Here is a 24,066-nt window from a genome sequence, read left to right as displayed (position 1 = left end):
GGCAGAGAGGTCACACCCGTTCCCATACCGAACACGGAAGTTAAGCTCTCTAGCGCCGATGGTAGTTGGGACCTTGTCCCTGTGAGAGTAGGACGTCGCCAAGCAACTAAAAACACAAGTCATTTGACTTGTGTTTTTTTGTATTGTTAAAAAGAATGGGAAAGAAGTAATGGAAATACAAACACGTTGCCCAAGAGTTAATCATATTATATAAAAGATGGGTGTATATTTTTCTGTAAATTGTTAAGGATTAGAAGTATAAAATAGGTTCACTTAAATAGGGAGGGAAGATTATGAAATTACAAAGTGAAGTTTGTATTGTTTGTGAGACAAAAAGAAAAGAAGGTATATATGTTTATAATAATTTAATATGCCATGAATGTGAAAAGGATATGGTGAATACAGAGACAGATGATCCGAAATATATATATTATTTAAAGCAGCTTCGAAAATTAGAAGTATCATATTTTTAAATAGGCATATGCCTATTATTTTTTTTGTTCTGTATAATAGATAGAGAATGAATAATAAGGAAGAGATGTAGATGAATCAAAATCGTATGCCTTTATATGAGGCGTTAATAGAGTTTAAAGAAAGAGGGCCGTTATCCTTTCATGTTCCTGGTCATAAGAATGGTTTAAACTTCCCTCAGGAGGCAATAAGAGAGTTTAAAGATATTCTATCTATTGATGTAACTGAATTAGCAGGACTAGATGATTTGCATAGTCCGTTTGAATGTATAGATGAGGCACAACAATTATTGGCTGAAGTTTATAATACAAAGAGAAGTTATTTTTTAATTAATGGTTCAACAGTCGGGAACTTAGCAATGATTTTGTCTTGTTGCGGGGAACATGATATTGTTCTTGTACAAAGAAATTGTCATAAATCAATTATTAATGGTTTAAAACTTGCGGGAGCAAATCCCATTTTTTTAGATCCATGGATTGATGAAGCTTATAACGTACCAGTGGGAGTTCGTAATGAAATTATTAAGAACGCAATTGGAAAGTATCCAAATGCGAAAGCACTTATTTTAACGCATCCTAATTATTATGGTATGGGGATGGATCTAGAGGCAAGCATCGCTTTTGCACATGCACATAAAATCCCTGTTTTGGTAGATGAGGCACATGGGGCACATCTATGTTTGGGAGAACCATTTCCGAAGTCAGCATTAACATATGGTGCAGATATTGTAGTTCATTCTGCACATAAAACATTACCCGCAATGACAATGGGTTCCTATTTACATATAAATAGTCATTTAGTAGACGAAGATAAGGTTACTACTTATTTAAGTATGCTACAATCTAGTAGTCCATCGTATCCAATTATGGCTTCCTTGGATATAGCACGCTTTACAATGGCGCGTATAAAAGAAGAAGGTCACAGTGAAATTGTTGAGTTTTTACGAAGATTTAAGGAACAATTACGTTCTATTCCCCAAATCACCATTTTAGAATATCCGTTGCAAGATGAGTTAAAGGTCACCGTACAAACTCGTTGTCAGTTATCAGGGTACGAATTACAGTCTGTATTTGAAAAGGTCGGTATATATACAGAGATGGCTGATCCGTACAATGTCCTATTTATTTTACCCTTACAAGTAAATGAGGGATATATGAAGGTTATAGAGATGATCCAAGTAGCATTGCAACATTATGAGGTGAAAGACAAGAGGGAATCTATTCGTTATACTTATAATGGTGAATTCTCTCTTTTACCGTATACGTATAAACAACTAGACGGATATGAAACAAAGATAGTATCTATAGAAGAGGCTGTTGGAATGATAGCGGCGGAAATGGTGATTCCGTATCCACCTGGAATTCCATTAATTATGTATGGAGAGAGAATTACTTCAGAGCATAAAGAGCAAATTATGTATTTAGAAAGAGCAGGAGCTCGTTTTCAAGGTAATACGAAATATATGAAAGTGTATGATATAGAAAGTAGGTTTTAGGATGAAGGGATTATTTGTAACAATTGAGGGCCCAGAAGGTTCAGGTAAAACAACGTTAATTAAAAGCTTATTGCCATATTTTGAACAAAAAGCACAGAAGGTAATGGCGACAAGGGAACCAGGCGGTATTGCAATTTCTGAGGACATTAGGACGATTTTACATAAACAAGAATATACGATGATGGAAGCACGTACAGAAGCGCTTCTTTATGCTGCTGCGCGCAGACAACATTTAGTAGAAAAAGTTATGCCAGCACTTAATGAGAACTACCTCGTGTTATGTGATCGTTTTATAGATAGCTCTTTAGCATACCAAGGCTATGCAAGAGGATTGGGTATGGATAAGGTATTTGAAATAAATCGTTTCGCAACAGAGGACTGTATGCCTAGTTTAACAATTTATCTAGACATTGAGCCTGAGGTTGGTTTGGCTCGGATTGAAAAAGATGCAGGACGTGAAGTAAATCGACTAGATATGGAAGATATCTCTTTCCATAAACGTGTGCGCGAAGGGTATTTACAAGTTGTAGAACGTTTCTCGGATCGTATTGTATTGGTAAATGCTGATCAACCGATGGAAAAACTTATAGAAGAAGTTGTTCAGATTATAGAAGATAAATTGTTATAATAGAAGGAAAGAATGAAATAAGTGAGGTATGCATTATGACGAAGACGTGGGAGCAGCTTTCTGCTATACAACCCATCGGTGTAAAAATGTTGATGAATAGCATTGCAAAAGAGCGTATATCCCACGCTTACTTGTTAGAGGGAGGGAAAGGGACAGGAAAGTTTGCGACAGCAATTCAAATGGCAAAGAGTTTCCTCTGTTCTGAGCGGAATGGAGTAGAGCCCTGTCATGTATGTACAAACTGTAAGCGAATTGATTCAGGTAACCACCCTAACTTACATATTGTAAAACCAGACGGATTATCTATTAAGAAGCAGCAAATTCATGATTTACAAGAAGAGTTTTCAAAAACAGGATTAGAGGCAAATAAAAAATTATATATTATTGAGCACGCAGATCGTATGACAGCAAATGCGGCAAATACACTTTTGAAATTTTTAGAAGAACCAAGTAGTGATACAACTGCTATTTTACTTACTGAACAAAGTCATCAAATTTTAAATACGATTTTATCTCGCTGCCAAGTTGTTACGTTTAGACCGTTACCTACGGAATCTTTAATTAGAAGATTACAGGATGAAGGGATTACAGCATCTTTATCGACACTTGCTGCTCAACTTACAAATAGTTTTGATGAAGCTTTAGCTTTATGTAGTGATGAATGGTTTGCACAAGCACGAGCTTTAGTGATAAAATTATGTGAAGCGCTCGAAAAAGATAAAACCTCTATTTTTTTTGTACAAGAAAAATGGGGAAAACACTTTGGAGAGAAAGAACAATTACAGCAAGGTTTAGATATGTTACTCCTTATTTATAAGGATTTATTATATGTTCAACTTGGAGAAGAAGATCGTCTTGTTTTTCATGAGCAGAAAGAGATGTTTGAATCGTTTTCCTATGCTCAGAAGCGCATTGTATCAGCTCTCTTTAATATATTAGAGGCAAAAAATAGAATCAACGCTAATGTAAATGCGCAGCTTGTGTTCGAACAGTTAGTGTTGCGGTTGCAGGAGGGATGACCGTTTTGTATGATGTAGTAGGTGTTCGCTTTAAGAAGGCCGGAAAGGTATATTACTTTGATCCAAACCAGTTCGATATCTCTGAAAATGAGTTTGTCATTGTAGAAACGGTAAGAGGTATTGAATACGGAAAAGTAGTTATTACCAAAAAACAAGTTGATGAAAACGACGTTGTATTACCGCTAAAAAAGGTTATTCGTATTGCAAATGAAAATGATCGTACCATTGTTGAAGAGAACAAACATGCTGCCAAAGAAGCATATCAAGTCTGTCAACAAAAGGTAGTAGAGCATAATCTTGATATGAAACTTGTAGATGTAGAGTATACATTCGATCGTAATAAGATTATTTTCTATTTTACTGCGGATGGTCGGATCGATTTCCGCGAACTAGTGAAGGACTTAGCCGCAATTTTTAGAACAAGAATTGAACTAAGACAAATTGGTGTTCGTGATGAAGCGAAGATGCTAGGTGGTATTGGTCCATGTGGTCGTATGCTTTGTTGTTCTACTTTTTTAGGGGATTTTGAACCTGTATCCATTAAAATGGCAAAGGATCAAAATTTATCATTAAATCCTGCAAAAATCTCTGGTTTATGTGGTCGCTTAATGTGTTGCTTAAAATATGAGAATGATGAATATGAGGCAGCAAAGGAACAACTTCCTGATTTAGATCAACGTATACAAACCCCGCATGGTACTGGCCGTGTTATCGGATTAAATATTTTAGAAAGATTAATTCAAGTGGAACTAGTAGACAAGGAACGGATAGTAGAATATACGTTAGATGAGTTAGTGAATAAAGGGGTCGTTTCGAGTCAAACCACAGATTAATGAGGTGGGTGCTTGTGGAGAAAAAAGATATTTTTGAATCGGTTTCTAGTATGGAAGAGCAAATTGGACATTTATATAAACAGTTGGGAGAGTTAAAACAGCATCTTGCAGAGTTGTTGGAAGAAAACCAGCATATAAAAATGGAAAATAACAATTTGCGACACCGTTTTGAAGAAGTGCAGAATAAAGAAAAACAAAAAACTCAAAAACGTAAAGAAGTGAAGCCGAAAACAGATATTGGTGAAGGCTATGACAATTTAGCCAGACTATATCAAGAAGGTTTTCATATTTGCAATCTACATTATGGAAGTGTACGTAAAGAGGGAGATTGTTTGTTCTGTCTTTCATTCTTAAATAAAAAGTGAAATTACCTTTCCAATTATAATTGGAAAGGTAATTTTTTATACATGAAATAGGGTAGGTTAAGGGTAAGAAAAGGAGCAGTATATGAATTTATATGAAGATGAACGTTTAGATTACTTATTAGCACAAGACATGAAGATTATACAAAGCCCATCAGTATTTAATTTTTCTTTAGATGCCGTTTTACTCGCAGATTTTGCATGGGTACCAATTCAAAAGGGGAATTTACTTGATTTGTGTACAGGTAACGCGGTTGTTCCCCTTCTATTAAGTACAAGAACAAAAGGAAATATTACTGGTGTGGAAATTCAAGAACGCTTATATGATATGGGAGTAAGAAGTGTTCAATACAATGGGTTGGAAGAAAGAATTCACCTCATACATGGAGATTTGAAAGATATGCCAGAGAAACTTGGGCGTCATCAATATGATGTTGTTACATGCAATCCACCATATTTTCAAACACCTCAAACTTCAGAGAAAAATATGAATGAACATTTAGCGATAGCTCGTCATGAAATTATGTGTACATTAGAAGATGTTGTATCTGCAAGTAGTCAGTTAGTAAAACAAGGTGGGAAAGTAGCGTTTGTACATCGTCCAGGGCGATTACTAGACATTGTCACATTAATGCGTAAATATAAAATTGAACCAAAGCGTGTGCAATTTGTTTATCCTAAGGTTGGAAAAGAAGCAAATACATTGTTAATTGAAGGAATTAAGGATGGAAATGCAGATTTGAAAATTTTACCGCCTCTCGTTGTATATGAGAACAATAACGAATATACAAAGGAGCTACGTTCAATTTTATATGGAGAAGAATAAGCACTTTTTTTATGTGGTAGAGTGCTCTGATGGAAGTTATTATGCTGGATATACAAACCATATAGAAAAGAGAATTCAGACTCATAATAGCGGCAAAGGGGCTAAGTATACACGCGTCAGGCTTCCTGTCGTTTTAAAATATGTAGAGACCCACGATGATAAGCGTACAGCTATGCAAGCGGAGTATTACTTTAAGCAATTAACGAGAAAACAAAAAGAGGCATATATGCAAAAAGGAGAACGCTATGTGGCAACAAAAAAGCTTTCAACAAAATGAAAAGGGAGTTTTATATTTAGTACCAACTCCTATTGGAAATCTAGAAGATATGACATTTCGTGCAATCCGAATTTTAAAAGAAGTTGATTTAATTGCTGCTGAAGATACGAGACAAACGAAAAAACTTTGTAATTATTTTGAAATTGAAACACCTGTCACGAGTTATCATGAGCACAATAAAGAAGTAAGTGGGAAGAAACTGTTAGAGAAATTAGAGGATGGAAAGAATGTAGCACTTGTTAGTGACGCTGGTATGCCGTGTATTTCTGATCCAGGTTACGATATTGTCGTTGAGGCAGTAGCTGAGCAATATCATGTAATTCCGCTTCCTGGAGCAAATGCAGCCCTTACAGCATTAATTGCATCCGGTCTTGAAACAAAGCAGTTTTATTTCTATGGTTTCTTACAGAGAAACAAAAAGGAACGGAAGATGGAGTTAGAAAAGCTTCGTTATGTACAAACTACAATGATGTTTTATGAAGCACCTCATCGTTTAGATGATACTTTAATTTCGATGCAGGAAGTGTTGGGAAATAGAGAGATTGTATTATGTCGAGAGTTAACGAAAAAATTTGAGGAATTTATTCGAGGAACAATCGAAGAAGCAATTGAGTGGACGAAGCAAAATGAAGTACGTGGTGAGTTTTGTATTTTAGTATCTGGTTCAACAGAAGAACCTGCTCCAGAAGAACAATGGTGGGAATCTCTTTCGGTATATGATCATATTGAATATTATATAAATGAAAAAAGTATGAATTCAAAAGAAGCGATTAAAACAGTCGCTAAAGATCGAGATTTGTCGAAAAGAGATGTATATCAAATCTATCATGTCGATAAAAAATAAGCTTCTCATAATTGAGAAGCTTATTTTGCTGTTTCGATATAATCTTGAAGTTCGTTTAAGATTTGCTCAGCGCCTTCTTTGCTTAAGATGATTTTACCTTCAGCTAAAGAAAGGTTACCGTCAGATACTTCACCAGTTACTTGGCAAGTCATGTTTGGTTTATATTTCTTTAAGATGATTTTTTCGTCATCAACATAGATTTCAAGAGCGTCCTTTTCTGCAATACCTAAAGTACGGCGTAATTCGATTGGAATTACTACACGACCTAATTCATCAACTTTACGAACAATACCAGTAGATTTCATAATTTTTTTCCTCCTAAATAAATAGTTTATAAGTTTCGAGTCTATTTTTAGATTCGTCATTTTTCGACAAAATACCCTATGGACATATGATACCAATCATTTACATTTCCGTCAATTCTTAAATTCTATATTTTTTAAAAAGATTTATAGATTTCTTATTTCTTATATATAATAGATTGAGAGGAAATTCCACAATTATTTACATTATTTTCTGAAAAAATAATAAATTAAAAGTGGATATTGTATATTTTTTTGAAATATGAGCAATAGATGATAAAGATATTGAGCATTAAGACCTAAATTGAAAATTAGGTTGGCGTAAAGAAGATAAGTTAGATTTGGGCTGCTCGTAAAAGCCCAATTAACGTAGGCTAATAATTAGTGGGGAGGAACAAAAACCCTACTGATTAAAGTTTCACTTTATATATGAGTTTTTGATATACTGTTTATAAATACATATGAGGTTATTCGGGAGGTCCAAAACAATGACAGAGGAAAATAAGTCCTTTTATATTACTACCCCAATTTATTATCCAAGTGGAAAATTACACATTGGACATGCTTATACGACAGTAGCAGGAGATGCGATGGCACGATATAAGCGTATGCAAGGTTATAATGTGCATTATTTAACAGGAACTGATGAGCATGGACAGAAGATCCAAAAGAAAGCAGAAGAGTTAAATATTACGCCACAGGCATATGTTGATAACATTGTTGCAGGAATTAAAGAGCTTTGGGAGAAGATGGATATTTCTTATGATGATTTTATTCGTACAACTGAAGATCGTCATAAAGATGTTGTCGAAAAAATCTTTAAACAATTAGTAGATCAAGGTGACATTTATCTTGATGAATATGAAGGTTGGTATTCTGTACAAGATGAGACGTTCTATACAGAGCATCAATTAGTAGATCCAATTATGGAAGGCGACAAAGTAGTTGGAGGAAAAAGCCCAGATAGTGGTCATGATGTAGAACTTGTTCGTGAAGAATCTTATTTCTTTAGAATGGGTAAATATGTCGACAGACTATTAAAGTTCTATGAAGATAATCCACATTTCATTCAGCCGGAGTCTCGTAAAAATGAAATGATTAATAATTTTATTAAACCGGGATTAGAAGATTTAGCAGTTTCTCGTACTTCATTTGACTGGGGAGTTCGTGTTCCTGGTAACCCAAAACACGTTATTTACGTGTGGGTTGACGCATTATCTAACTATATTACGGCGTTAGGTTATGGAACAGCAAATGAAGAGAAATATAAAAAATTCTGGCCTGCAGATGTGCATTTAGTTGGGAAAGAAATTGTTCGTTTCCATACAATTTATTGGCCGATAATTTTAATGGCATTAGATTTACCTCTTCCGAAGAAAGTCTTTGCTCATGGCTGGATTTTAATGAAGGATGGAAAGATGAGTAAGTCAAAAGGAAACGTAGTAGATCCAGTTACATTAATCGATCGTTACGGATTAGATGCATTACGTTATTACCTACTTCGTGAAGTTCCATTTGGATCTGATGGCGTATTTACACCAGAAGGATTTGTGGAGCGTATTAATTTCGACTTAGCAAATGACTTAGGTAATTTATTAAATCGTACAGTAGCTATGATCGATAAGTACTTTAACGGAGAAATCCCTGCATTTAAAGCAAATGTGACGGAATTTGATGAAACGTTAGTAGCGTTTGCACAAGATACTTTGAAAAAAGTAGAAGAAGCAATGGAGAATATGGAGTTCTCTGTAGCGTTAGGATCTATTTGGCAACTAGTTAGTCGTACGAATAAATATATTGATGAAACACAACCATGGGTATTAGCAAAAGATGAGAATGATCGTGAAAAGTTAGCCTCTGTAATGGCTCATTTAGCAGAAGTACTTCGTCAAACAGGTATTATGCTTATGCCATTCTTAACAGTAGCACCAAGCAAGATGTTTGCTCAGCTTGGCCTTACTGATGAAGCTCATAAATCTTGGGAAAGTCTATCTACAATTGGCTGCATTCCAGCTGGAACAAAAGTAGAAAAAGGAAACCCAATTTTCCCTCGTTTAGAAATGGAAGTGGAAGTAGAGTACATTAAAGAACAAATGAAAAGCTCTGCTCCTAAAGTAGAAGAGAAAAAAGAAGAAGAACCGAAGGCAGAAGAAATTACAATTGATGATTTCTTTAAAGTAGAATTACGCGTAGCTGAAGTACTATCTGCTGAACCTGTGAAAAAAGCAGACAAGCTGTTAAAAATTCAACTAGACTTAGGTACAGAAAAGCGTCAAGTTGTTTCTGGAATTGCAAAATTCTATTCGCCGGAAGACTTAAAAGGTAAAAAGGTTATTTGTGTAACAAACTTAAAACCTGTAAAATTACGCGGTGAATTATCGCAAGGTATGATTTTAGCGGGTGAAGAGAATGGCGTATTGTCATTAGCATCAATTGACCAAAATCTACCAAATGGTACAAAAATCAAGTAATTAAGACAAGAAAAGAGATGTTTCACGTGTAACATGTGTGAAGCGTCTTTTTTCTTTTTACACTCTCTATTTTTGCATTAAGATTGTAGTATTGTTATCGTTAAGTTATTAAAGAACTTATTTTTGTAGAATAAACTTGATTTCAATATAAAAGGAGTTATGTATTATGTTGTTTGATACACATTCACATTTGAATGCAGAGCAATTCGAAGGAGATTTGCAAGAGGTTATTGCCCGAATGAAAGAAGCGGGAGTTACTTATACAGTTGTTGTTGGTTTTGATGAAGTAACGATAAAAAAGGCGATGGAATTAGCTGAAGCCTATGATTTTATTTACGCTGCGGTTGGGTGGCACCCAGTTGATGCGATCGACATGACAGAAGAACATTTAGCTTGGTTAGAAAAACTTGCTTCTCATCCTAAAGTCGTTGCACTTGGAGAAATGGGCTTAGATTATCACTGGGATAAGTCTCCAAAAGAAATACAGAAAGAAGTATTCCGTAAACAAATTGCATTAGCGAAAAAAGTAAAATTGCCGATTATTATACATAACCGCGATGCAACTCAAGATATTGTTGATATTCTAGAAGAAGAGAATGCAGCTGAAGTAGGAGGCATTATGCATTGCTTTAGCGGCAGCGTAGAGGTAGCAGAGCGATGTGTTGATATGAACTTTTTAATTTCGTTAGGTGGACCAGTTACATTTAAAAACGCTAAGAAGCCGAAAGAGGTTGCTACGGAGATTCCATTAGAGAAATTGTTAATAGAGACGGATTGTCCGTATTTAACACCGCATCCATTTCGAGGGAAACGAAATGAACCGAGTTATGTAAAACTCGTGGCAGAAGAAATTGCGAATTTAAAAGGAATTTCTTATGAGGAAGTAGCAGAAATGACAACTAAAAATGCAAAAGTTTTATTTGGTGTTGAATAAAAAAGAATGGGGAAACCTGTTCTTTTTTATTTTGAAAAAAACTAGTAGAAGTGATGAAGAAAATAAATGTGAATGATGAAGTGTTACAATAAGGACAGAGAACAAAGATTTTTCTATTCTATTTTTTAAAATATAAGAATGGGGAAAATAATAATGGAAAAGTCGTCATTTTTTTGTTTTACTAAGTAGAGACGAAATGAGTGTGGAGGCAAGCATGAAAATAAAAGAGATTATCGTTGTAGAAGGTAAAGATGATACAGTTGCGATTAAGCGTGCTGTTGATGCGGATACAATTGAAACGAACGGTTCAGCAATCGGTGATCATGTTATTGAGCAAGTTAAATTAGCGCAGCAAAAAAGGGGCGTTATTATTTTCACAGATCCGGATTATCCTGGAGAGCGTATTCGAAAAATTATTTCTGACAAGGTTCCTGGCTGTAAGCATGCCTTTTTACCGAAGGAAGAAGCGCTTGCTAAAAGGAAAAAGGGTGTTGGGATCGAACACGCTTCTAATGAGTCGATTCGCCGCGCTCTAGAGAATATACATGAAGAAATGGAAGCTTACACAAGTGAAATTAGTTGGAGTGATTTAGTCGATGCAGGCTTAGTGGGCGGAGAAATGGCAAAGAGCCGCAGAGAAAGAATGGGTAAGCTATTAAAGATTGGTTATACAAATGCAAAACAGTTACATAAACGATTACAGATGTTTCAAGTTTCAAAGGAATCATTTGCAGAAGCTTATAAGCAAGTAATACAGGAGGAAAAAAAATGAAGGATATCGCAACGCCAAATCGTACAAAAGACATTGTTGAAAAGTATGGATTTTCATTCAAAAAAAGTTTAGGACAAAACTTTTTAATTGATACAAATGTATTAAATCGTATTGTCGATCATGCAGAAATTGGTTCAGAAAGTGGTGCAATTGAAATTGGACCAGGTATTGGTGCATTAACAGAGCAATTAGCAAAGCGTGCTAAAAAAGTAGTGGCTTTTGAAATTGATCAAAGACTATTACCAATTTTAGATGAGACGTTAGCGCCATATGGTAACGTTACAGTTATTAATAAAGACGTACTAAAAGCAGATGTACATGAAGTATTTAATGAGCAATTTGAAGAAGGGCAAGATGTAATGGTAGTAGCTAACTTACCATACTATATTACAACGCCAATTTTATTTAAATTGCTTGAAGAAAAGTTACCAGTTCGTGGATTTGTTGTTATGATGCAAAAAGAAGTTGGAGATCGTTTAGCTGCTAAACCTGGAACGAAAGAGTATGGTTCTTTATCGATTGCTATTCAGTATTATACAGAAGTTGAAACAGTTATGACTGTACCGCGTACAGTGTTTGTACCACAGCCAAATGTTGATTCTGCAATTATTCGCCTTCTAAAGCGTCCGAAACCGGTTGTAGAGGTGACAGATGAAACATTCTTCTTTGAAGTAGTACGAGCAAGTTTCGCACAGCGCCGTAAAACTTTGATGAATAATTTATCAAATAATTTAAATGGTTTCCCGAAAGATAAGGAATTATTGGATCGAATTTTAACAGAAGTAGGAATTGATCCAAAGCGAAGAGGCGAAACGCTATCTATTGAAGAGTTTGCAACATTAAGTAATGCATTAGTTCTTCATAAATTATCATAAGAATATGAAAGGGACAGTTCAAGTTGAACTGTCCCTTTTGTCACCTTTCTCTCTTTAAATTCATACTTTAAAAACAGGTAAGATGGCCTAATGAGTTTGGAGGTAGGAGAATGGTTTTACATGTTGGAGAATTAGTGGAACGATATTCTCATAAGAGGGATATTCTTTTTCGTATTATAGAAATAAAAGGCGAGATAGCTATATTGTTTGGAGAGGAAATTAGACTGGTGGCGGATGCGCCACTTGAAGATTTAATTAGTATAGATCAAAGAGAACATAAAAAAAGGGTGAAGCGTGAGAAAGAAACAATGGAGCGCACGTATCGTTTGTTTCAACAAGATTATGTACTGATGAAACAAAGGCATGAACATACTTCAACTGGTGGATACACAAGTGAGGTGAATTATTTTCAAATGCCGGGACGTGTATTGCATATAGATGGAGACCCTTTATATTTGCGCAAGTGCTTAGATTTATATAATAAAATTGGCGTTCCTGTTCAAGGTATTCATTGTAAAGAAACGGAGATGCATGAAAAAGTAGTAGACTTAATAGATCACTTTCGCCCAGACATTCTCGTTATTACAGGGCATGATGCATATACAAAATCAAAAGGAGTGAAGGGAGATTTAGCGGCATATAGGCATTCAAGACATTTTGTACAGGCTGTTCGTGAAGTGCGAAAAAAATATCCATCATTGGATCAACTTGTTATTTTTGCTGGGGCATGTCAATCACATTTTGAGGCACTAATTCGTGCAGGGGCCAATTTCGCTAGTTCACCATCTAGAATTAATATTCATGCACTAGATCCTGTATATGTAGTTGGTAAAATTAGTTTTACTTCATTTATGGAGAGAGTCAATGTATGGGATGTCGTACGTAATACAATTACTGGTGAAAAGGGACTAGGTGGAATTGAAACGAGAGGGATTTTACGAACGGGATTACCTTTTCAACATTACGAAGAGTAAGCAGGATACATATGTATCTTGCTTTTTTGTATGGAAGGATTTAAATGAATTTGGATAAAAAGAGGTAAGAACGTGCAGACTACGTAATGATACTTTTACAATATAGTATTTCTTCTATCTATTCAAACGCAGGATGATATTAGCTGTGAATCGCGGTTAATAATTAGGATAGATATATCGTGCTTTAAGTGTTCAATCTAAATTACAGCGAGGTGTAGCGAAGTATATGTCAAAACGTTTAGATGAAATTAAAAGCGAATTAGATCACCATCTTGGACAGCGACTTATGTTAAAAGCAAATAGTGGAAGAAGAAAAACTGTGGAGCAATCAGGTGTACTAGCAGAAACATACCGTTCCGTTTTTGTTGTACAATTAGATCAACAAGAAGATGCGTTGCAACGTGTATCTTATAGTTATGCAGATGTTTTAACAGAGACAGTAGAGTTAACATTTTATGGAGACCCTCATAATGAGGTCATTTTATAATCCGTATATCATTACATATATTCCCATAAATGAAAAGCTATATTATTTTGCATACTAACTATACCGTAGCAAAATAAGGAGGGACTCTGCATTGAGTAGACGAAGAGGTGTCATGTCAAACCAATTTAAAGAAGAGCTAGCAAAAGAGCTTGGCTTTTATGATGTTGTTCAGAAAGAAGGATGGGGCGGAATTCGTGCGAAAGATGCTGGTAACATGGTGAAACGTGCTATAGAAATTGCAGAACAGCAATTAATGAAACGAAACCAGTAGTTGTAAGATACTTTCTATGCTACGGTAGCCGAGGAGACATTCCTCGGCTTTTTGTACTCTAAAAGGTGCCATCATTTTACATAAGTAGTTTCATTCTGAATGCTTTTCGTTATAATTAGGGAAGTGTCATCGTCTTACTATAAATTTATGGTAAAATAAACGATAAAAGATTGAGTACATAGAGTGGGTGAATAGATTGAAGCTACTAGTGAAAGCACCAGCAAAGATTAATCTGTCGTTAGATGTACTGGGAAAAAGACAAGACGGATATCATGAAGTGAAAATGATTATGACAACCATTGATTTAGCAGATCGTCTAGAACTAACGGAATTAGCAGAAGACCGTATTGAAATTTTATCCCATAATCGGTATGTCCCAGACGACCAACGAAATTTAGCTTATCAGGCAGCGAAATTATTAAAAGAGAAGTTTAATGTAAAAAAAGGTGTATCTATTACTATTGAAAAAACGATTCCAGTAGCAGCTGGATTAGCAGGTGGAAGTAGTGATGCAGCAGCCACATTACGTGGTCTTAATAAATTATGGAATTTAGGGCTTACAATTGATGAGTTAGCAGAGCTTGGCGCAGAAATTGGATCAGATGTATCGTTCTGTGTATACGGAGGCACAGCAATTGCCACTGGAAGAGGAGAGAAAATTGAGCATATAAAGACTCCGCCTTCTTGTTGGGTTATTTTAGCGAAACCACATATAGGTGTATCTACTGCTGATGTGTATGGAAATTTAAAGTTAAATCGAGTTACACATCCGAATGTAGATAAAATGGTTGATGTCATAAATTCTGGTGATTATAAAGGAATTTGTGATACTGTTGGTAACGTTTTAGAAGATGTAACATTTGGAATGCATCCTGAAGTTGCCCGTATTAAATCACAGATGAAGCGATTTGGAGCGGATGCTGTATTAATGAGTGGAAGTGGTCCAACTGTATTTGGACTTGTACACCATGATTCACGAATGCATCGCATTTATAACGGATTAAAAGGATTTTGTGAACAAGTCTATGCGGTACGTTTATTAGGAGAGCGAGAAACGCTTGAATAAAGACGTATAATACGTTATGATTTGTTTAGAATATTCGTGATTTGAGGTGAGAGTATGAAAATTAGAAGAAGTACAAGATTAGTCGATATGACTTATTACTTGCTACAAAACCCTCGTCAGCTAGTATCTCTCACTTTTTTTGCTGAAAGGTATCAATCGGCTAAGTCTTCCATTAGTGAAGATTTAGTTATTATTAAGCAAACGTTTGAACAACAAGGGGTCGGCACATTGCAAACGATACCAGGAGCAGCAGGAGGAGTGAAATATATACCGTATATAAGTGAAGAAGAGGCAGATCTAATTATTGATGAGCTTTGTGGCTTATTTGAAAACCCAAATCGTATTTTGCCTGGCGGTTACTTATACATGACAGATTTATTGAGTAATCCTCGCCATATTAATGGCGCAGGTCGTTTGTTTGCTTCTGTTTTTGCTAGGCAACCAATTGATGCAGTTATGACGGTGGCAACGAAGGGGATTCCCCTTGCTTATGCAGTGGCAAATTACTTAGATGTACCAGTTGTAATTGCAAGGAAAGATAATAAGGTAACAGAAGGTCCGACTGTTAGTATTAACTATGTGTCGGGTTCTTCTAAACGAATTCAAACAATGACGTTAGCAAAACGCAGCCTTCCAGAAGGGTCGAATGTTTTAATTATTGATGACTTCATGAAAGCTGGCGGAACAATTCAAGGTATGATGAGTATGTTAGAAGAGTTCAAGGCTAATGTTGTTGGTATTGGTGTATTAGTAGAATCCACAGATATTGAAGAACGACTAATTAATAATTTTGTATCATTAATTCGTTTATCGGAAGTTGATGTGAAAGAAAAAACGATTCAAGTGGAAAAAGGGAATTATTCTCTTGCGCCATTTGATGAAGGGCTTGTAGAGGCGGAATAAAAGATAGAGCAGATAGCTCTATCTTTTTTATTTTATTTATAGATTATAAAATAGATGGACAAACTGCCTTTCGTACACTATTTTTAAAGAGTAAAATAAATAATAAAAGGGTGAAAAGTATGAAAGTTGTTCAAACAAGCAAGGCACCACAAGCAATTGGACCTTATTCACAGGGGATTATTGTAAATAACATGTTCTATAGCTCAGGACAAATTCCATTGACGGCAAATGGGGAGCTTGTAACAGGAGATGTAACAGTACAAACAGAACAAGTATTTCAAAATTTACAAGCGGTATTAGAGGAAGCAGGTGCTTCATTTGATACAGTCGTAAAAACAACAGTATTTTTAAAGGACATGGATGATTTTAATGCTGTGAATGAAGTGTATAGCTCTTATTTCTCTACTCATAAACCAGCTCGATCTTGTGTGCAAGTAGCAAAATTACCGAAAGATGTTTCCGTTGAAATTGAAGTAATCGCCCTAGTTAAGTAACCTTTTGTAAGCGATAACCTCCACTAATCTCTATATTCAACTACTTTAAAAATTTTTATCTTAAAAATTTTTAAAAAATTAAAGGGAAAATAGAAAATTTGTGGAATTTATACAAATATATCGCTTATTTAGAAAAGGGTGGTGAACACAAGATGGAAGTGACTGACGTAAGATTACGCCGCGTAAACACAGAAGGCCGCATGAGAGCAATTGCCTCTATTACTCTAGACCATGAATTTGTTGTTCATGATATTCGTGTAATTGATGGTAATAATGGATTATTTGTAGCAATGCCAAGTAAACGTACTCCAGATGGAGAGTTCCGTGACATTGCACATCCAATTAATTCTGGTACACGCTCTAAAATTCAAGATGCGGTTTTAACAGAGTATCATCGTTTAGGCGAGTTAGAAGAGGTTGAGTTTGAAGAAGCGGGTGCTTCGTAAAATTCGAATGAAAAGGGCTTTTGACAAAAAGCCTTATAATTTTGTAGCAAACTCCTGTAAGCATTTACAGGGGTTTGTTTTTTTTGCTTTATATTTGGAAACTGCATAATTTATTAACATAAAAAGAAGAAACTACTAATTTTTTCAAAATCATTTTAAATAGTATAGCTTATTTCTTAAAAAAGATACTAAAGAGTAAAACATCTTATAAGAATTATGGTAAAATTTAATAGTTAAAATGTGTTTCTTGAAATATATGATGATTTAGGATAATATCTTTAATGGATAAATAGGTTGCGATGGAGGGTCTATATGTCAAACAGATTTGCAGTGATTCTAGCTGCAGGTAAAGGCACACGTATGAAGTCTAAGCTATACAAAGTGCTGCATCCTGTATGTGGAAAACCTATGGTACAACACGTAGTCGATCAAGTATCTCAATTAGGATTGCAGAAACTTGTAACGGTTGTTGGACATGGTGCTGAAATGGTACAAGAACAGCTAGGGAACGTAAGTGAATTTGCATTACAAGCAGAACAACTTGGTACAGCACATGCTGTAGATCAAGCTGCAAGTGTACTTGCAAATGAAGAAGGAACAACTTTAGTTATTTGTGGTGATACGCCTCTAATAACTGCTGAAACAATGGAAGCATTACTTCAGCAACATAAAGAAGCAGGAGCAATGGCGACGGTGCTAACAGCATACATAGAAGAGCCTGCTGGATATGGCCGTATTGTTCGTAATGAGAATGGTCATGTTGAAAAGATTGTTGAGCATAAAGATGCAAATGAGAAAGAATTAGCTATTAAAGAAATCAATACAGGTACGTATTGTTTTGATAATAAGGCTTTATTTGCTTCACTTTCTAAAGTTTCAAATGATAACGTGCAAGGTGAATATTACCTTCCAGATGTTATTGAGATTTTAAAAAATGAAGGTCATATCGTATCAGCTTATCAAACAGAGCAGTTCGACGAAACGTTAGGTGTTAACGACAGAGTCGCTCTATCGCAAGCGGAAATTATTATGAAAAACCGTATCAACCGAAAGAACATGGTAAACGGTGTTACAATTATTGATCCAAGTAACACTTATATTTCTGCTGATGCAGTTATCGGTAGTGATACAGTTCTTCATCCAGGAACAATTATTGAGGGGAACACTGTAATTGGCTCTGATTGTGAAATTGGACCGCATACAGTAATTCGCGATAGTGAAATTGGAGATTGTACGACAATTCGACAATCTACTGTACATGATAGTAAGCTTGGTACAGAAGTATCGGTTGGTCCATTTGCACATATTCGCCCAGATTCAGTTATTGGAGACGAAGTACGCGTTGGAAACTTCGTGGAAATCAAAAAAACTGTCTTTGGTAATAGAAGTAAAGCTTCACACTTGAGTTATATCGGGGATGCACAAGTTGGAGAAGACGTGAATCTTGGTTGTGGTTCAATTACGGTGAACTATGACGGTAAGAATAAATTCAAAACTGTGATTGGTAATGGGGTATTTATTGGATGTAATTCAAACCTTGTTGCTCCAGTAACAGTTGAAGATGGTGCTTATGTGGCAGCAGGCTCTACAATTACAGAGAATGTTCCATCAAAAGCATTATCGGTAGCACGTGCACGTCAAGTTAACAAAGAAGACTATGTTGATCAATTGCTGAATAAGAAAAAATCATAATGTGGAGGGTTAATCTAGATGTCGACTCAATATCTAAATTCTAATTTGAAAGTATTCTCTTTAAACTCTAATAAGGAACTTGCTGAGCAGATTGCAAAGCATATTGGAGTAGGGCTAGGAAAATGTTCTGTTGATCGTTTTAGTGATGGAGAAGTTCAAATTAACATTGAAGAAAGTATCCGTGGTTGCGATGTATTCATTATTCAATCTACAAGCTTCCCAGTAAACGAACATATCATGGAATTACTTATTATGATTGATGCATTAAAACGTGCATCTGCGAAAACAATTAATATTGTTATTCCTTACTATGGTTATGCGCGTCAAGACCGTAAAGCGCGTTCTCGTGAACCAATTACATCGAAACTTGTAGCAAACTTGCTTGAAACAGCAGGTGCAACTCGTGTAATCACTCTAGATTTACATGCTCCACAAATTCAAGGGTTCTTTGATATCCCAATCGACCACTTAATGGGTGTACCGATTCTTTCAGATTACTTTGAAACAAAAGGTCTTAAAGATATCGTAATCGTGTCTCCTGACCATGGTGGTGTAACTCGTGCAAGAAAAATGGCAGATCGTCTAAAAGCGCCAATCGCTATTATTGATAAGCGTCGTCCTCGCCCGAACGTATCAGAGGTAATGAACATTATCGGTAATATTGAAGGTAAAACAGCGATTTTAATTGATGACATCATTGATACAGCTGGTACAATTACATTAGCAGCAAACGCTCTTGTTGAGAACGGTGCTTCTGAAGTATATGCTTGCTGTACACACCCAGTATTATCTGGTCCAGCAATTGAGCGTATTCAAAATTCAAATATTAAAGAGTTAGTTGTAACGAACTCTATCGTATTACCAGAAGAGAAGAAAATCGACAAAGTACATGAACTTTCAGTTGCTCCATTAATCGGAGAAGCAATCATTCGTGTATACGAAGAAGAATCTGTGAGTGTATTATTCAATTAATTGGATAGAATGAGACGTAACCAAAATTGGTTACGTCTTTTCGTATCGAAAAAAGAAAGTAGTGGTACAAGAATGAAATTGATAGTAGGACTTGGGAACCCAGGTAGAGAATATGAATTAACAAGGCATAATATTGGATTTATGGCCATTGATGAACTTGCGAAGCGTTGGAACATTTCTTTGAATGAACAAAAATTTAAAGGTGTATTTGGTGCAGGGTTTGTTAATGGAGAAAAGGTAATCTTATTAAAGCCGCTAACATACATGAACTTATCTGGGGAAAGTATTCGTCCACTCATGGATTATTATAAAATTGATGTTGAGGACTTCGTTGTTATGTACGACGATTTGGACATTCCTGTAGGTAAATTGCGTCTTCGCATGAAAGGTAGTGCTGGTGGACATAATGGTGTAAAGTCAACGATTTCGCATCTAGGAACACAAGAATTTCAACGTATCCGTATGGGAATCGATCGCCCGAAAAATGGAATGAAGGTAGTCGATTATGTATTAGGACGCTTTACATCTGAAGAGATTCCGGATGTTAACCATTCTATTGAAAAAGCAGCGGATGCATGTGAAGAGTGGCTAAATAAGCCTTTTCTCCAAATCATGAATACTTTCAATAGTTAAAAATGAGATTGGGAATATTTCTCTTTTGTTTTACCCATACTAGTAGTAATTGAATTTTTAGGAGGCTAGTATGGAAGGGTATTATTATTGCAGACACTGCGGAGGTAATGTAGGCTCCATTAACGCAGAAAAAGTATATAGCGACGTTTTATTTCAACTAACAGAGCAAGAAGTAGTAGAAATGATTCATTTTCATGAAAATGGAAATATATATATAAAAACGATTTGTGAATCGTGTCAAGAAACGCTCGCATCTTATCCTGAGTATTATGAGTATGAAAAATTTCTGCAATAAAATGTTGTCGCTTTGGCATGTCCAAAGCATTTTTCTGTTTTCCTTTTCCAAAATATTTGCATAAAATAGAATGACTTGCTCTTTATGTTGAGAGGAGTTTTAAAAATGATAGGTTTATTAGAGCAATTTTATAAAAATGAAGAGATACAATCGGTTATTAATGGATTAGAAGATGGGTTAAAAGAACAACTTATATCAGGGATGGCAACGTCTTCTCGTTCGTTATTAATGGCGGCTTTATATAAAAAAACAAAAAAATCACAATTAATCGTGACACATAACTTATACCAAGCACAAAAAGTACATGAAGATTTAGTGGCGTTACTTGGTGAAAAAGATGTGTGGCTATATCCAGTGAATGAACTGATAGCATCGGAAATTGGGGTTGCAAGTCCAGAATTGAAGGCGCAACGTATAGAAGTGTTAAATCGCTTGGCTGCGGGAGAGAATGGAATCATTGTAGCGCCAGTGGCAGGATTGCGTAGATTTTTACCAATAAAAGAATTGTGGAAGCAAAAGCAAGTTGAAATCAATCTAGGGCAAGAGATTGATTTAGATGCGCTCTTGCATACTTTACATCATATTGGCTATGAACGTAAGTCGATGGTAGAAGCTCCAGGGGAGTTCAGTTTGCGTGGGGGAATATTAGATATTTATCCTTTAACTGAAGAACTACCATTTCGTATTGAATTCTTTGATACAGAAGTCGATTCTATTCGATTATTTGATGTGGATGAACAGCGTTCTCAAGGTAAAAAAGAAAGCGTTAGGTTTGGTCCGGCAACAGAGTTTTTATTTTCACAGGAAGAATTAAAATCAGGAATTCAGCATCTTGAAGAAGGTTTAACTAAGACGATGCAAAAACTTTCTGATGATAAACTAAAGACTACAGTGCTTGAGACGGTAAGTCATGAAATTGAGATGTTGAAAAACGGGCAAAGTATAGAACAGATGTTTAAATACTTATCTATTTTCTATAAAGAACCTGCTAGTCTGATAGATTATTTACCAGAAGACGGTGTTGTAATTTTAGACGAGATTTCCCGTATTCAAGAAACAGCATCGCATCTTGAAACAGAAGAGGCGGAATGGTATATATCACTTCTTGGTGAAGGAACAATTATTCAAGATTTATCTTTCTCTCACCCATTCGAGGGGTTTCTTCATCATAAAAAAAGAAGTTTTGTATATTTAACGTTATTCTTGCGTCATATCGCACACACACATCCGCAAAATATTGTTAATGTAACATGTAAAACAATGCAAGATTTCCATGGACAGATGAATTTGTTAAAAACAGAAATTGATAGATGGAATGAAGGGCATTTTACGACTGTTGTACTTGGAACAGATGATGAACGTGTGAAAAAATTACAACATATTTTAAGTGATTATGATATTGAGGCAGATATTGTAGAAGGTACAGATATCTTATTGCCTGGAAGGTTACAAATTGCTGTAGGTGATTTACATGCAGGATTTGAAATGCCGATGCAAAAGCTTGTTGTCATTACTGAAAAGGAGCTTTTTCATAAGAAAGTTAAAAAATCACAACGTAAACAAAAGTTATCGAATGCTGAACGTATTAAAAGTTATTCGGAATTAAAAGTTGGAGATTATGTAGTTCACGTAAATCATGGTATAGGTAAATTTTTAGGTATTGAGACATTAGAGATTAATGGTGTTCACAAAGATTATTTAAATATTAAATATCAAGGTAATGATAAGCTATACGTTCCAATTGAACAAATTGATCAAGTCCAAAAATATGTAGGATCTGAAGGTAAGGATCCGAAAGTTTATAAATTAGGCGGTAATGATTGGAAAAAGGTTAAAACGAAAGTTGAAAAATCTGTACAAGACATTGCGGATGACCTAATTAAACTATATGCTGAGCGCGAAGCTTCAAAAGGCTATGCATATACGCCAGATACGGCAGAACAACAAGAGTTCGAATCCTCTTTCCCATATCAAGAGACAGAGGATCAGTTACGTTCTATTGACGAGATTAAAAAAGATATGGAACGCGGACGCCCGATGGATAGGCTCCTTTGTGGTGACGTAGGGTATGGAAAGACTGAAGTGGCTATTCGTGCGGCATTTAAAGCAATTATGGATGAAAAACAAGTTGCAATTTTAGTACCGACAACGATTCTTGCGCAGCAACACTATGAAACAATTCGAGAGCGTTTTCAAGATTATCCGATCAATATAGGCTTATTAAGTAGATTCCGTACGAGAAAACAACAAAATGAAACAATTAAGGGCTTAAAGGATGGAACAGTAGATATTGTAATCGGAACACATCGTATTTTATCTAAAGATGTTACGTATAAAGATTTAGGGCTTCTTATTATTGATGAAGAACAAAGATTTGGTGTAACACATAAAGAAAAAATTAAACAATTGAAGGCAAATGTTGACGTATTAACATTAACGGCAACTCCGATTCCGCGGACGCTTCATATGTCTATGCTTGGTGTGCGCGACTTATCTGTTATTGAGACACCACCAGAAAATCGTTTCCCAGTCCAAACGTATGTAGTCGAGTATAATCCAGCGTTAATGCGAGAGGCAATAGAGCGAGAGCTTGCAAGAGGTGGTCAAGTTTACTTCCTATATAACCGTGTAGAGGATATTGAAAGAAAAGCAGATGAAATTTCGATGTTAGTTCCAGATGCCCGCGTAACGTACGCACATGGGAAAATGAACGAAAGCGAATTAGAGTCTGTTATGCTATCATTTTTAGAAGGACAGCATGATGTTCTTGTAAGTACAACAATTATTGAGACGGGTGTAGATATTCCGAATGTAAATACGTTAATTGTATTTGATGCAGATCGTATGGGATTATCACAGTTGTATCAGCTTCGTGGGCGTGTTGGACGTTCTAATCGTGTTGCGTATGCATACTTTGCATATAAACGTGACAAAGTGCTGTCAGAGGTTGCAGAGAAGCGTCTACAAGCAATTAAAGAGTTCACGGAACTTGGATCTGGTTTCAAAATTGCGATGAGAGATTTATCTATTCGTGGAGCAGGTAATTTGTTAGGGGCAGAACAGCATGGATTTATTGATTCTGTCGGATTTGATCTATATTCGCAAATGTTAAAAGATGCAATTGAACAGCGTAGAGGAACAGATGGGGCTGAAAATATAGTTAATGTTGAAATTGACTTAGAGGTAGATGCATATTTACCAGATGCTTATATTTCAGATAGTAAGCAAAAAATTATGATGTATAAACAATTTAGAGGTGTTTCTGCAATTGAGGATATTGAAGAATTGCAGGAAGAAATGATCGATAGATTTGGCGATTATCCACAAGAAGTTGGTTATTTATTACAAATTGCAAATATTAAAGTGTTGGCAATGAAAGAACAAATTGAATTAATTAAGCAGAATAAATTTGAAGTAACATTCCTGTTTTCTGAACAAGCAAGTCAAAATATTGATGGTGGAAAATTATTCATGCTCGGAAATAGTTTTGGACGTATGATCGGTTTAGGAATGGAAGGATCACAATTGAAAATTGTTATGAAAACAAATGGCTTAGAGACATCGAAGTGGTTAACAATTGCTGAAAATTTATTAAAAGGCTTACCAGATGTAAAAAAAGAAGTAATAAATGCCTAAAATAAGATAAAAAAATACAATTCGACGTGCATAGAAGAACTAATGTGTAAAATACTATGTCTAACAGTTGGTGATTTTTACATGAACA

General features: G+C 35.5%; 26 protein-coding genes and 1 rRNA gene. 26 read left to right on the top strand and 1 reads right to left on the bottom strand.

What is annotated here, in order from left to right:
• From rrf to rsmI, 10 genes are all read left to right on the top strand, one after another.
• A 5S ribosomal RNA gene (gene rrf / locus MR112_RS28100) occupies positions 1–104 on the top strand; the annotation flags it as partial.
• A gap of 189 nt (positions 105–293) precedes the next feature.
• Positions 294–473, top strand: a complete 180-nt coding sequence (locus MR112_RS28095) for a sigma factor G inhibitor Gin (RefSeq protein WP_000776278.1) — start codon at positions 294–296, stop codon at positions 471–473.
• Between the two features lie 71 nt (positions 474–544).
• The gene (locus MR112_RS28090) at positions 545–1,966 is read left to right on the top strand and encodes an aminotransferase class I/II-fold pyridoxal phosphate-dependent enzyme (protein ID WP_226368327.1); all 1,422 of its coding nucleotides are present in this window, start codon (positions 545–547) and stop codon (positions 1,964–1,966) included.
• 1 nt (position 1,967) lies between these two features.
• A complete protein-coding gene (gene tmk, locus MR112_RS28085; RefSeq protein ID WP_000677218.1) occupies positions 1,968–2,594 on the top strand; it encodes a dTMP kinase in 627 nt (208 codons plus the stop codon).
• 35 nt (positions 2,595–2,629) lie between these two features.
• Entirely contained in the window at positions 2,630–3,613 is a 984-nt protein-coding gene (gene holB, locus MR112_RS28080; protein ID WP_000169564.1) for a DNA polymerase III subunit delta', read from the top strand.
• A gap of 5 nt (positions 3,614–3,618) precedes the next feature.
• Positions 3,619–4,446 carry a PSP1 domain-containing protein gene (locus MR112_RS28075; protein ID WP_000272429.1) on the top strand — a complete coding sequence of 276 codons (828 nt, stop codon included), beginning with the start codon at positions 3,619–3,621 and terminating at the stop codon, positions 4,444–4,446.
• A gap of 14 nt (positions 4,447–4,460) precedes the next feature.
• On the top strand, positions 4,461–4,811 hold the full coding sequence (gene yabA, locus MR112_RS28070) for a DNA replication initiation control protein YabA (protein WP_000412063.1): 351 nt from the start codon (positions 4,461–4,463) through the stop codon (positions 4,809–4,811).
• 82 nt (positions 4,812–4,893) lie between these two features.
• Positions 4,894–5,634: a tRNA1(Val) (adenine(37)-N6)-methyltransferase gene (locus MR112_RS28065; protein WP_001055366.1), complete on the top strand. Its 741-nt coding sequence runs from the start codon at positions 4,894–4,896 to the stop codon at positions 5,632–5,634.
• Entirely contained in the window at positions 5,621–5,911 is a 291-nt protein-coding gene (locus MR112_RS28060) for a GIY-YIG nuclease family protein (protein WP_000414350.1), read from the top strand. Before MR112_RS28065 ends, MR112_RS28060 begins: the two co-directional genes overlap by 14 nt.
• Positions 5,880–6,755, top strand: coding sequence for a 16S rRNA (cytidine(1402)-2'-O)-methyltransferase (rsmI, locus tag MR112_RS28055; protein ID WP_025686737.1), 876 nt, complete (start codon positions 5,880–5,882; stop codon positions 6,753–6,755). The genes MR112_RS28060 and rsmI overlap by 32 nt, the downstream gene beginning before the upstream one ends.
• A 20-nt stretch (positions 6,756–6,775) precedes the next feature.
• Here rsmI and MR112_RS28050 read toward each other — a convergent pair whose 3' ends face one another.
• Complete coding sequence (locus tag MR112_RS28050; RefSeq protein ID WP_000843036.1) at positions 6,776–7,060, bottom strand: AbrB/MazE/SpoVT family DNA-binding domain-containing protein; 285 nt, start codon at positions 7,058–7,060, stop codon at positions 6,776–6,778.
• Positions 7,061–7,545: 485 nt separating this feature from the next.
• On the opposite strand from MR112_RS28050, the gene metG reads away from it, so the two are divergent.
• From metG to mfd, 16 genes are all read left to right on the top strand, one after another.
• Complete coding sequence (gene metG / locus MR112_RS28045; RefSeq protein ID WP_000134132.1) at positions 7,546–9,528, top strand: methionine--tRNA ligase; 1,983 nt, start codon at positions 7,546–7,548, stop codon at positions 9,526–9,528.
• A gap of 166 nt (positions 9,529–9,694) precedes the next feature.
• Positions 9,695–10,462, top strand: a complete 768-nt coding sequence (locus tag MR112_RS28040) for a TatD family hydrolase (protein ID WP_226368328.1) — start codon at positions 9,695–9,697, stop codon at positions 10,460–10,462.
• 214 nt (positions 10,463–10,676) lie between these two features.
• Positions 10,677–11,234, top strand: coding sequence for a ribonuclease M5 (rnmV, locus tag MR112_RS28035; protein WP_000692835.1), 558 nt, complete (start codon positions 10,677–10,679; stop codon positions 11,232–11,234).
• Positions 11,231–12,109, top strand: coding sequence for a 16S rRNA (adenine(1518)-N(6)/adenine(1519)-N(6))-dimethyltransferase RsmA (gene rsmA, locus MR112_RS28030; RefSeq protein ID WP_000651548.1), 879 nt, complete (start codon positions 11,231–11,233; stop codon positions 12,107–12,109). The genes rnmV and rsmA overlap by 4 nt, the downstream gene beginning before the upstream one ends.
• Before the next feature lie 110 nt (positions 12,110–12,219).
• The gene (gene yabG / locus MR112_RS28025) at positions 12,220–13,083 is read left to right on the top strand and encodes a sporulation peptidase YabG (protein WP_000242868.1); all 864 of its coding nucleotides are present in this window, start codon (positions 12,220–12,222) and stop codon (positions 13,081–13,083) included.
• A 226-nt stretch (positions 13,084–13,309) separates the two neighbouring features.
• Positions 13,310–13,570: a biofilm formation stimulator Veg gene (gene veg, locus MR112_RS28020; protein WP_000044347.1), complete on the top strand. Its 261-nt coding sequence runs from the start codon at positions 13,310–13,312 to the stop codon at positions 13,568–13,570.
• Positions 13,571–13,661: 91 nt separating this feature from the next.
• Positions 13,662–13,841, top strand: a complete 180-nt coding sequence (gene sspF, locus MR112_RS28015) for an acid-soluble spore protein SspF (RefSeq protein WP_002094215.1) — start codon at positions 13,662–13,664, stop codon at positions 13,839–13,841.
• Between the two features lie 196 nt (positions 13,842–14,037).
• On the top strand, positions 14,038–14,907 hold the full coding sequence (ispE, locus tag MR112_RS28010; RefSeq protein WP_000772104.1) for a 4-(cytidine 5'-diphospho)-2-C-methyl-D-erythritol kinase: 870 nt from the start codon (positions 14,038–14,040) through the stop codon (positions 14,905–14,907).
• Between the two features lie 54 nt (positions 14,908–14,961).
• Positions 14,962–15,810, top strand: coding sequence for a pur operon repressor (purR, locus tag MR112_RS28005; protein ID WP_242245871.1), 849 nt, complete (start codon positions 14,962–14,964; stop codon positions 15,808–15,810).
• Between the two features lie 119 nt (positions 15,811–15,929).
• Positions 15,930–16,304, top strand: coding sequence for a RidA family protein (locus tag MR112_RS28000; protein WP_000869815.1), 375 nt, complete (start codon positions 15,930–15,932; stop codon positions 16,302–16,304).
• A gap of 152 nt (positions 16,305–16,456) precedes the next feature.
• The gene (gene spoVG, locus MR112_RS27995) at positions 16,457–16,750 is read left to right on the top strand and encodes a septation regulator SpoVG (RefSeq protein ID WP_000454041.1); all 294 of its coding nucleotides are present in this window, start codon (positions 16,457–16,459) and stop codon (positions 16,748–16,750) included.
• Positions 16,751–17,062: 312 nt separating this feature from the next.
• Positions 17,063–18,442 (top strand): bifunctional UDP-N-acetylglucosamine diphosphorylase/glucosamine-1-phosphate N-acetyltransferase GlmU, encoded by a 1,380-nt coding sequence (gene glmU, locus MR112_RS27990; protein ID WP_226368329.1) that lies wholly within the window; start codon positions 17,063–17,065, stop codon positions 18,440–18,442.
• Between the two features lie 18 nt (positions 18,443–18,460).
• Entirely contained in the window at positions 18,461–19,414 is a 954-nt protein-coding gene (locus tag MR112_RS27985; protein WP_000107420.1) for a ribose-phosphate diphosphokinase, read from the top strand.
• A 72-nt stretch (positions 19,415–19,486) separates the two neighbouring features.
• Positions 19,487–20,047, top strand: a complete 561-nt coding sequence (gene pth / locus MR112_RS27980; RefSeq protein WP_000767702.1) for an aminoacyl-tRNA hydrolase — start codon at positions 19,487–19,489, stop codon at positions 20,045–20,047.
• A 70-nt stretch (positions 20,048–20,117) separates the two neighbouring features.
• On the top strand, positions 20,118–20,342 hold the full coding sequence (locus tag MR112_RS27975; protein ID WP_000399438.1) for an anti-sigma-F factor Fin family protein: 225 nt from the start codon (positions 20,118–20,120) through the stop codon (positions 20,340–20,342).
• A gap of 105 nt (positions 20,343–20,447) precedes the next feature.
• Positions 20,448–23,978, top strand: a complete 3,531-nt coding sequence (gene mfd, locus MR112_RS27970; protein WP_000579688.1) for a transcription-repair coupling factor — start codon at positions 20,448–20,450, stop codon at positions 23,976–23,978.
• Positions 23,979–24,066: the final 88 nt, after the last annotated feature.

The sequence above is a fragment of the Bacillus cereus group sp. BfR-BA-01330 genome (assembly GCF_022663885.1).
Classification (GTDB): domain Bacteria; phylum Bacillota; class Bacilli; order Bacillales; family Bacillaceae_G; genus Bacillus_A; species Bacillus_A cereus.
Note: the sequence above shows the minus strand (reverse complement) of the source record. Positions and strands in the feature narration are given on the sequence as shown.

Coding starts and splice junctions, on each gene's coding strand:
- MR112_RS28065 (WP_001055366.1), top strand. CDS start 4,894: ATGAATTTATATGAAGATGAACGTTTAGATTACTTATTAGCACAAGAC.
- pth (WP_000767702.1), top strand. CDS start 19,487: ATGAAATTGATAGTAGGACTTGGGAACCCAGGTAGAGAATATGAATTA.
- metG (WP_000134132.1), top strand. CDS start 7,546: ATGACAGAGGAAAATAAGTCCTTTTATATTACTACCCCAATTTATTAT.
- MR112_RS28000 (WP_000869815.1), top strand. CDS start 15,930: ATGAAAGTTGTTCAAACAAGCAAGGCACCACAAGCAATTGGACCTTAT.
- rsmI (WP_025686737.1), top strand. CDS start 5,880: ATGTGGCAACAAAAAAGCTTTCAACAAAATGAAAAGGGAGTTTTATAT.
- MR112_RS27975 (WP_000399438.1), top strand. CDS start 20,118: ATGGAAGGGTATTATTATTGCAGACACTGCGGAGGTAATGTAGGCTCC.
- tmk (WP_000677218.1), top strand. CDS start 1,968: ATGAAGGGATTATTTGTAACAATTGAGGGCCCAGAAGGTTCAGGTAAA.
- holB (WP_000169564.1), top strand. CDS start 2,630: ATGACGAAGACGTGGGAGCAGCTTTCTGCTATACAACCCATCGGTGTA.
- MR112_RS28060 (WP_000414350.1), top strand. CDS start 5,621: ATGGAGAAGAATAAGCACTTTTTTTATGTGGTAGAGTGCTCTGATGGA.
- mfd (WP_000579688.1), top strand. CDS start 20,448: ATGATAGGTTTATTAGAGCAATTTTATAAAAATGAAGAGATACAATCG.
- MR112_RS27985 (WP_000107420.1), top strand. CDS start 18,461: ATGTCGACTCAATATCTAAATTCTAATTTGAAAGTATTCTCTTTAAAC.
- purR (WP_242245871.1), top strand. CDS start 14,962: ATGAAAATTAGAAGAAGTACAAGATTAGTCGATATGACTTATTACTTG.
- veg (WP_000044347.1), top strand. CDS start 13,310: ATGTCAAAACGTTTAGATGAAATTAAAAGCGAATTAGATCACCATCTT.
- MR112_RS28040 (WP_226368328.1), top strand. CDS start 9,695: ATGTTGTTTGATACACATTCACATTTGAATGCAGAGCAATTCGAAGGA.
- spoVG (WP_000454041.1), top strand. CDS start 16,457: ATGGAAGTGACTGACGTAAGATTACGCCGCGTAAACACAGAAGGCCGC.
- yabG (WP_000242868.1), top strand. CDS start 12,220: ATGGTTTTACATGTTGGAGAATTAGTGGAACGATATTCTCATAAGAGG.
- glmU (WP_226368329.1), top strand. CDS start 17,063: ATGTCAAACAGATTTGCAGTGATTCTAGCTGCAGGTAAAGGCACACGT.
- MR112_RS28095 (WP_000776278.1), top strand. CDS start 294: ATGAAATTACAAAGTGAAGTTTGTATTGTTTGTGAGACAAAAAGAAAA.
- rnmV (WP_000692835.1), top strand. CDS start 10,677: ATGAAAATAAAAGAGATTATCGTTGTAGAAGGTAAAGATGATACAGTT.
- MR112_RS28050 (WP_000843036.1), bottom strand. CDS start 7,060: ATGAAATCTACTGGTATTGTTCGTAAAGTTGATGAATTAGGTCGTGTA.
- rsmA (WP_000651548.1), top strand. CDS start 11,231: ATGAAGGATATCGCAACGCCAAATCGTACAAAAGACATTGTTGAAAAG.
- MR112_RS28090 (WP_226368327.1), top strand. CDS start 545: ATGAATCAAAATCGTATGCCTTTATATGAGGCGTTAATAGAGTTTAAA.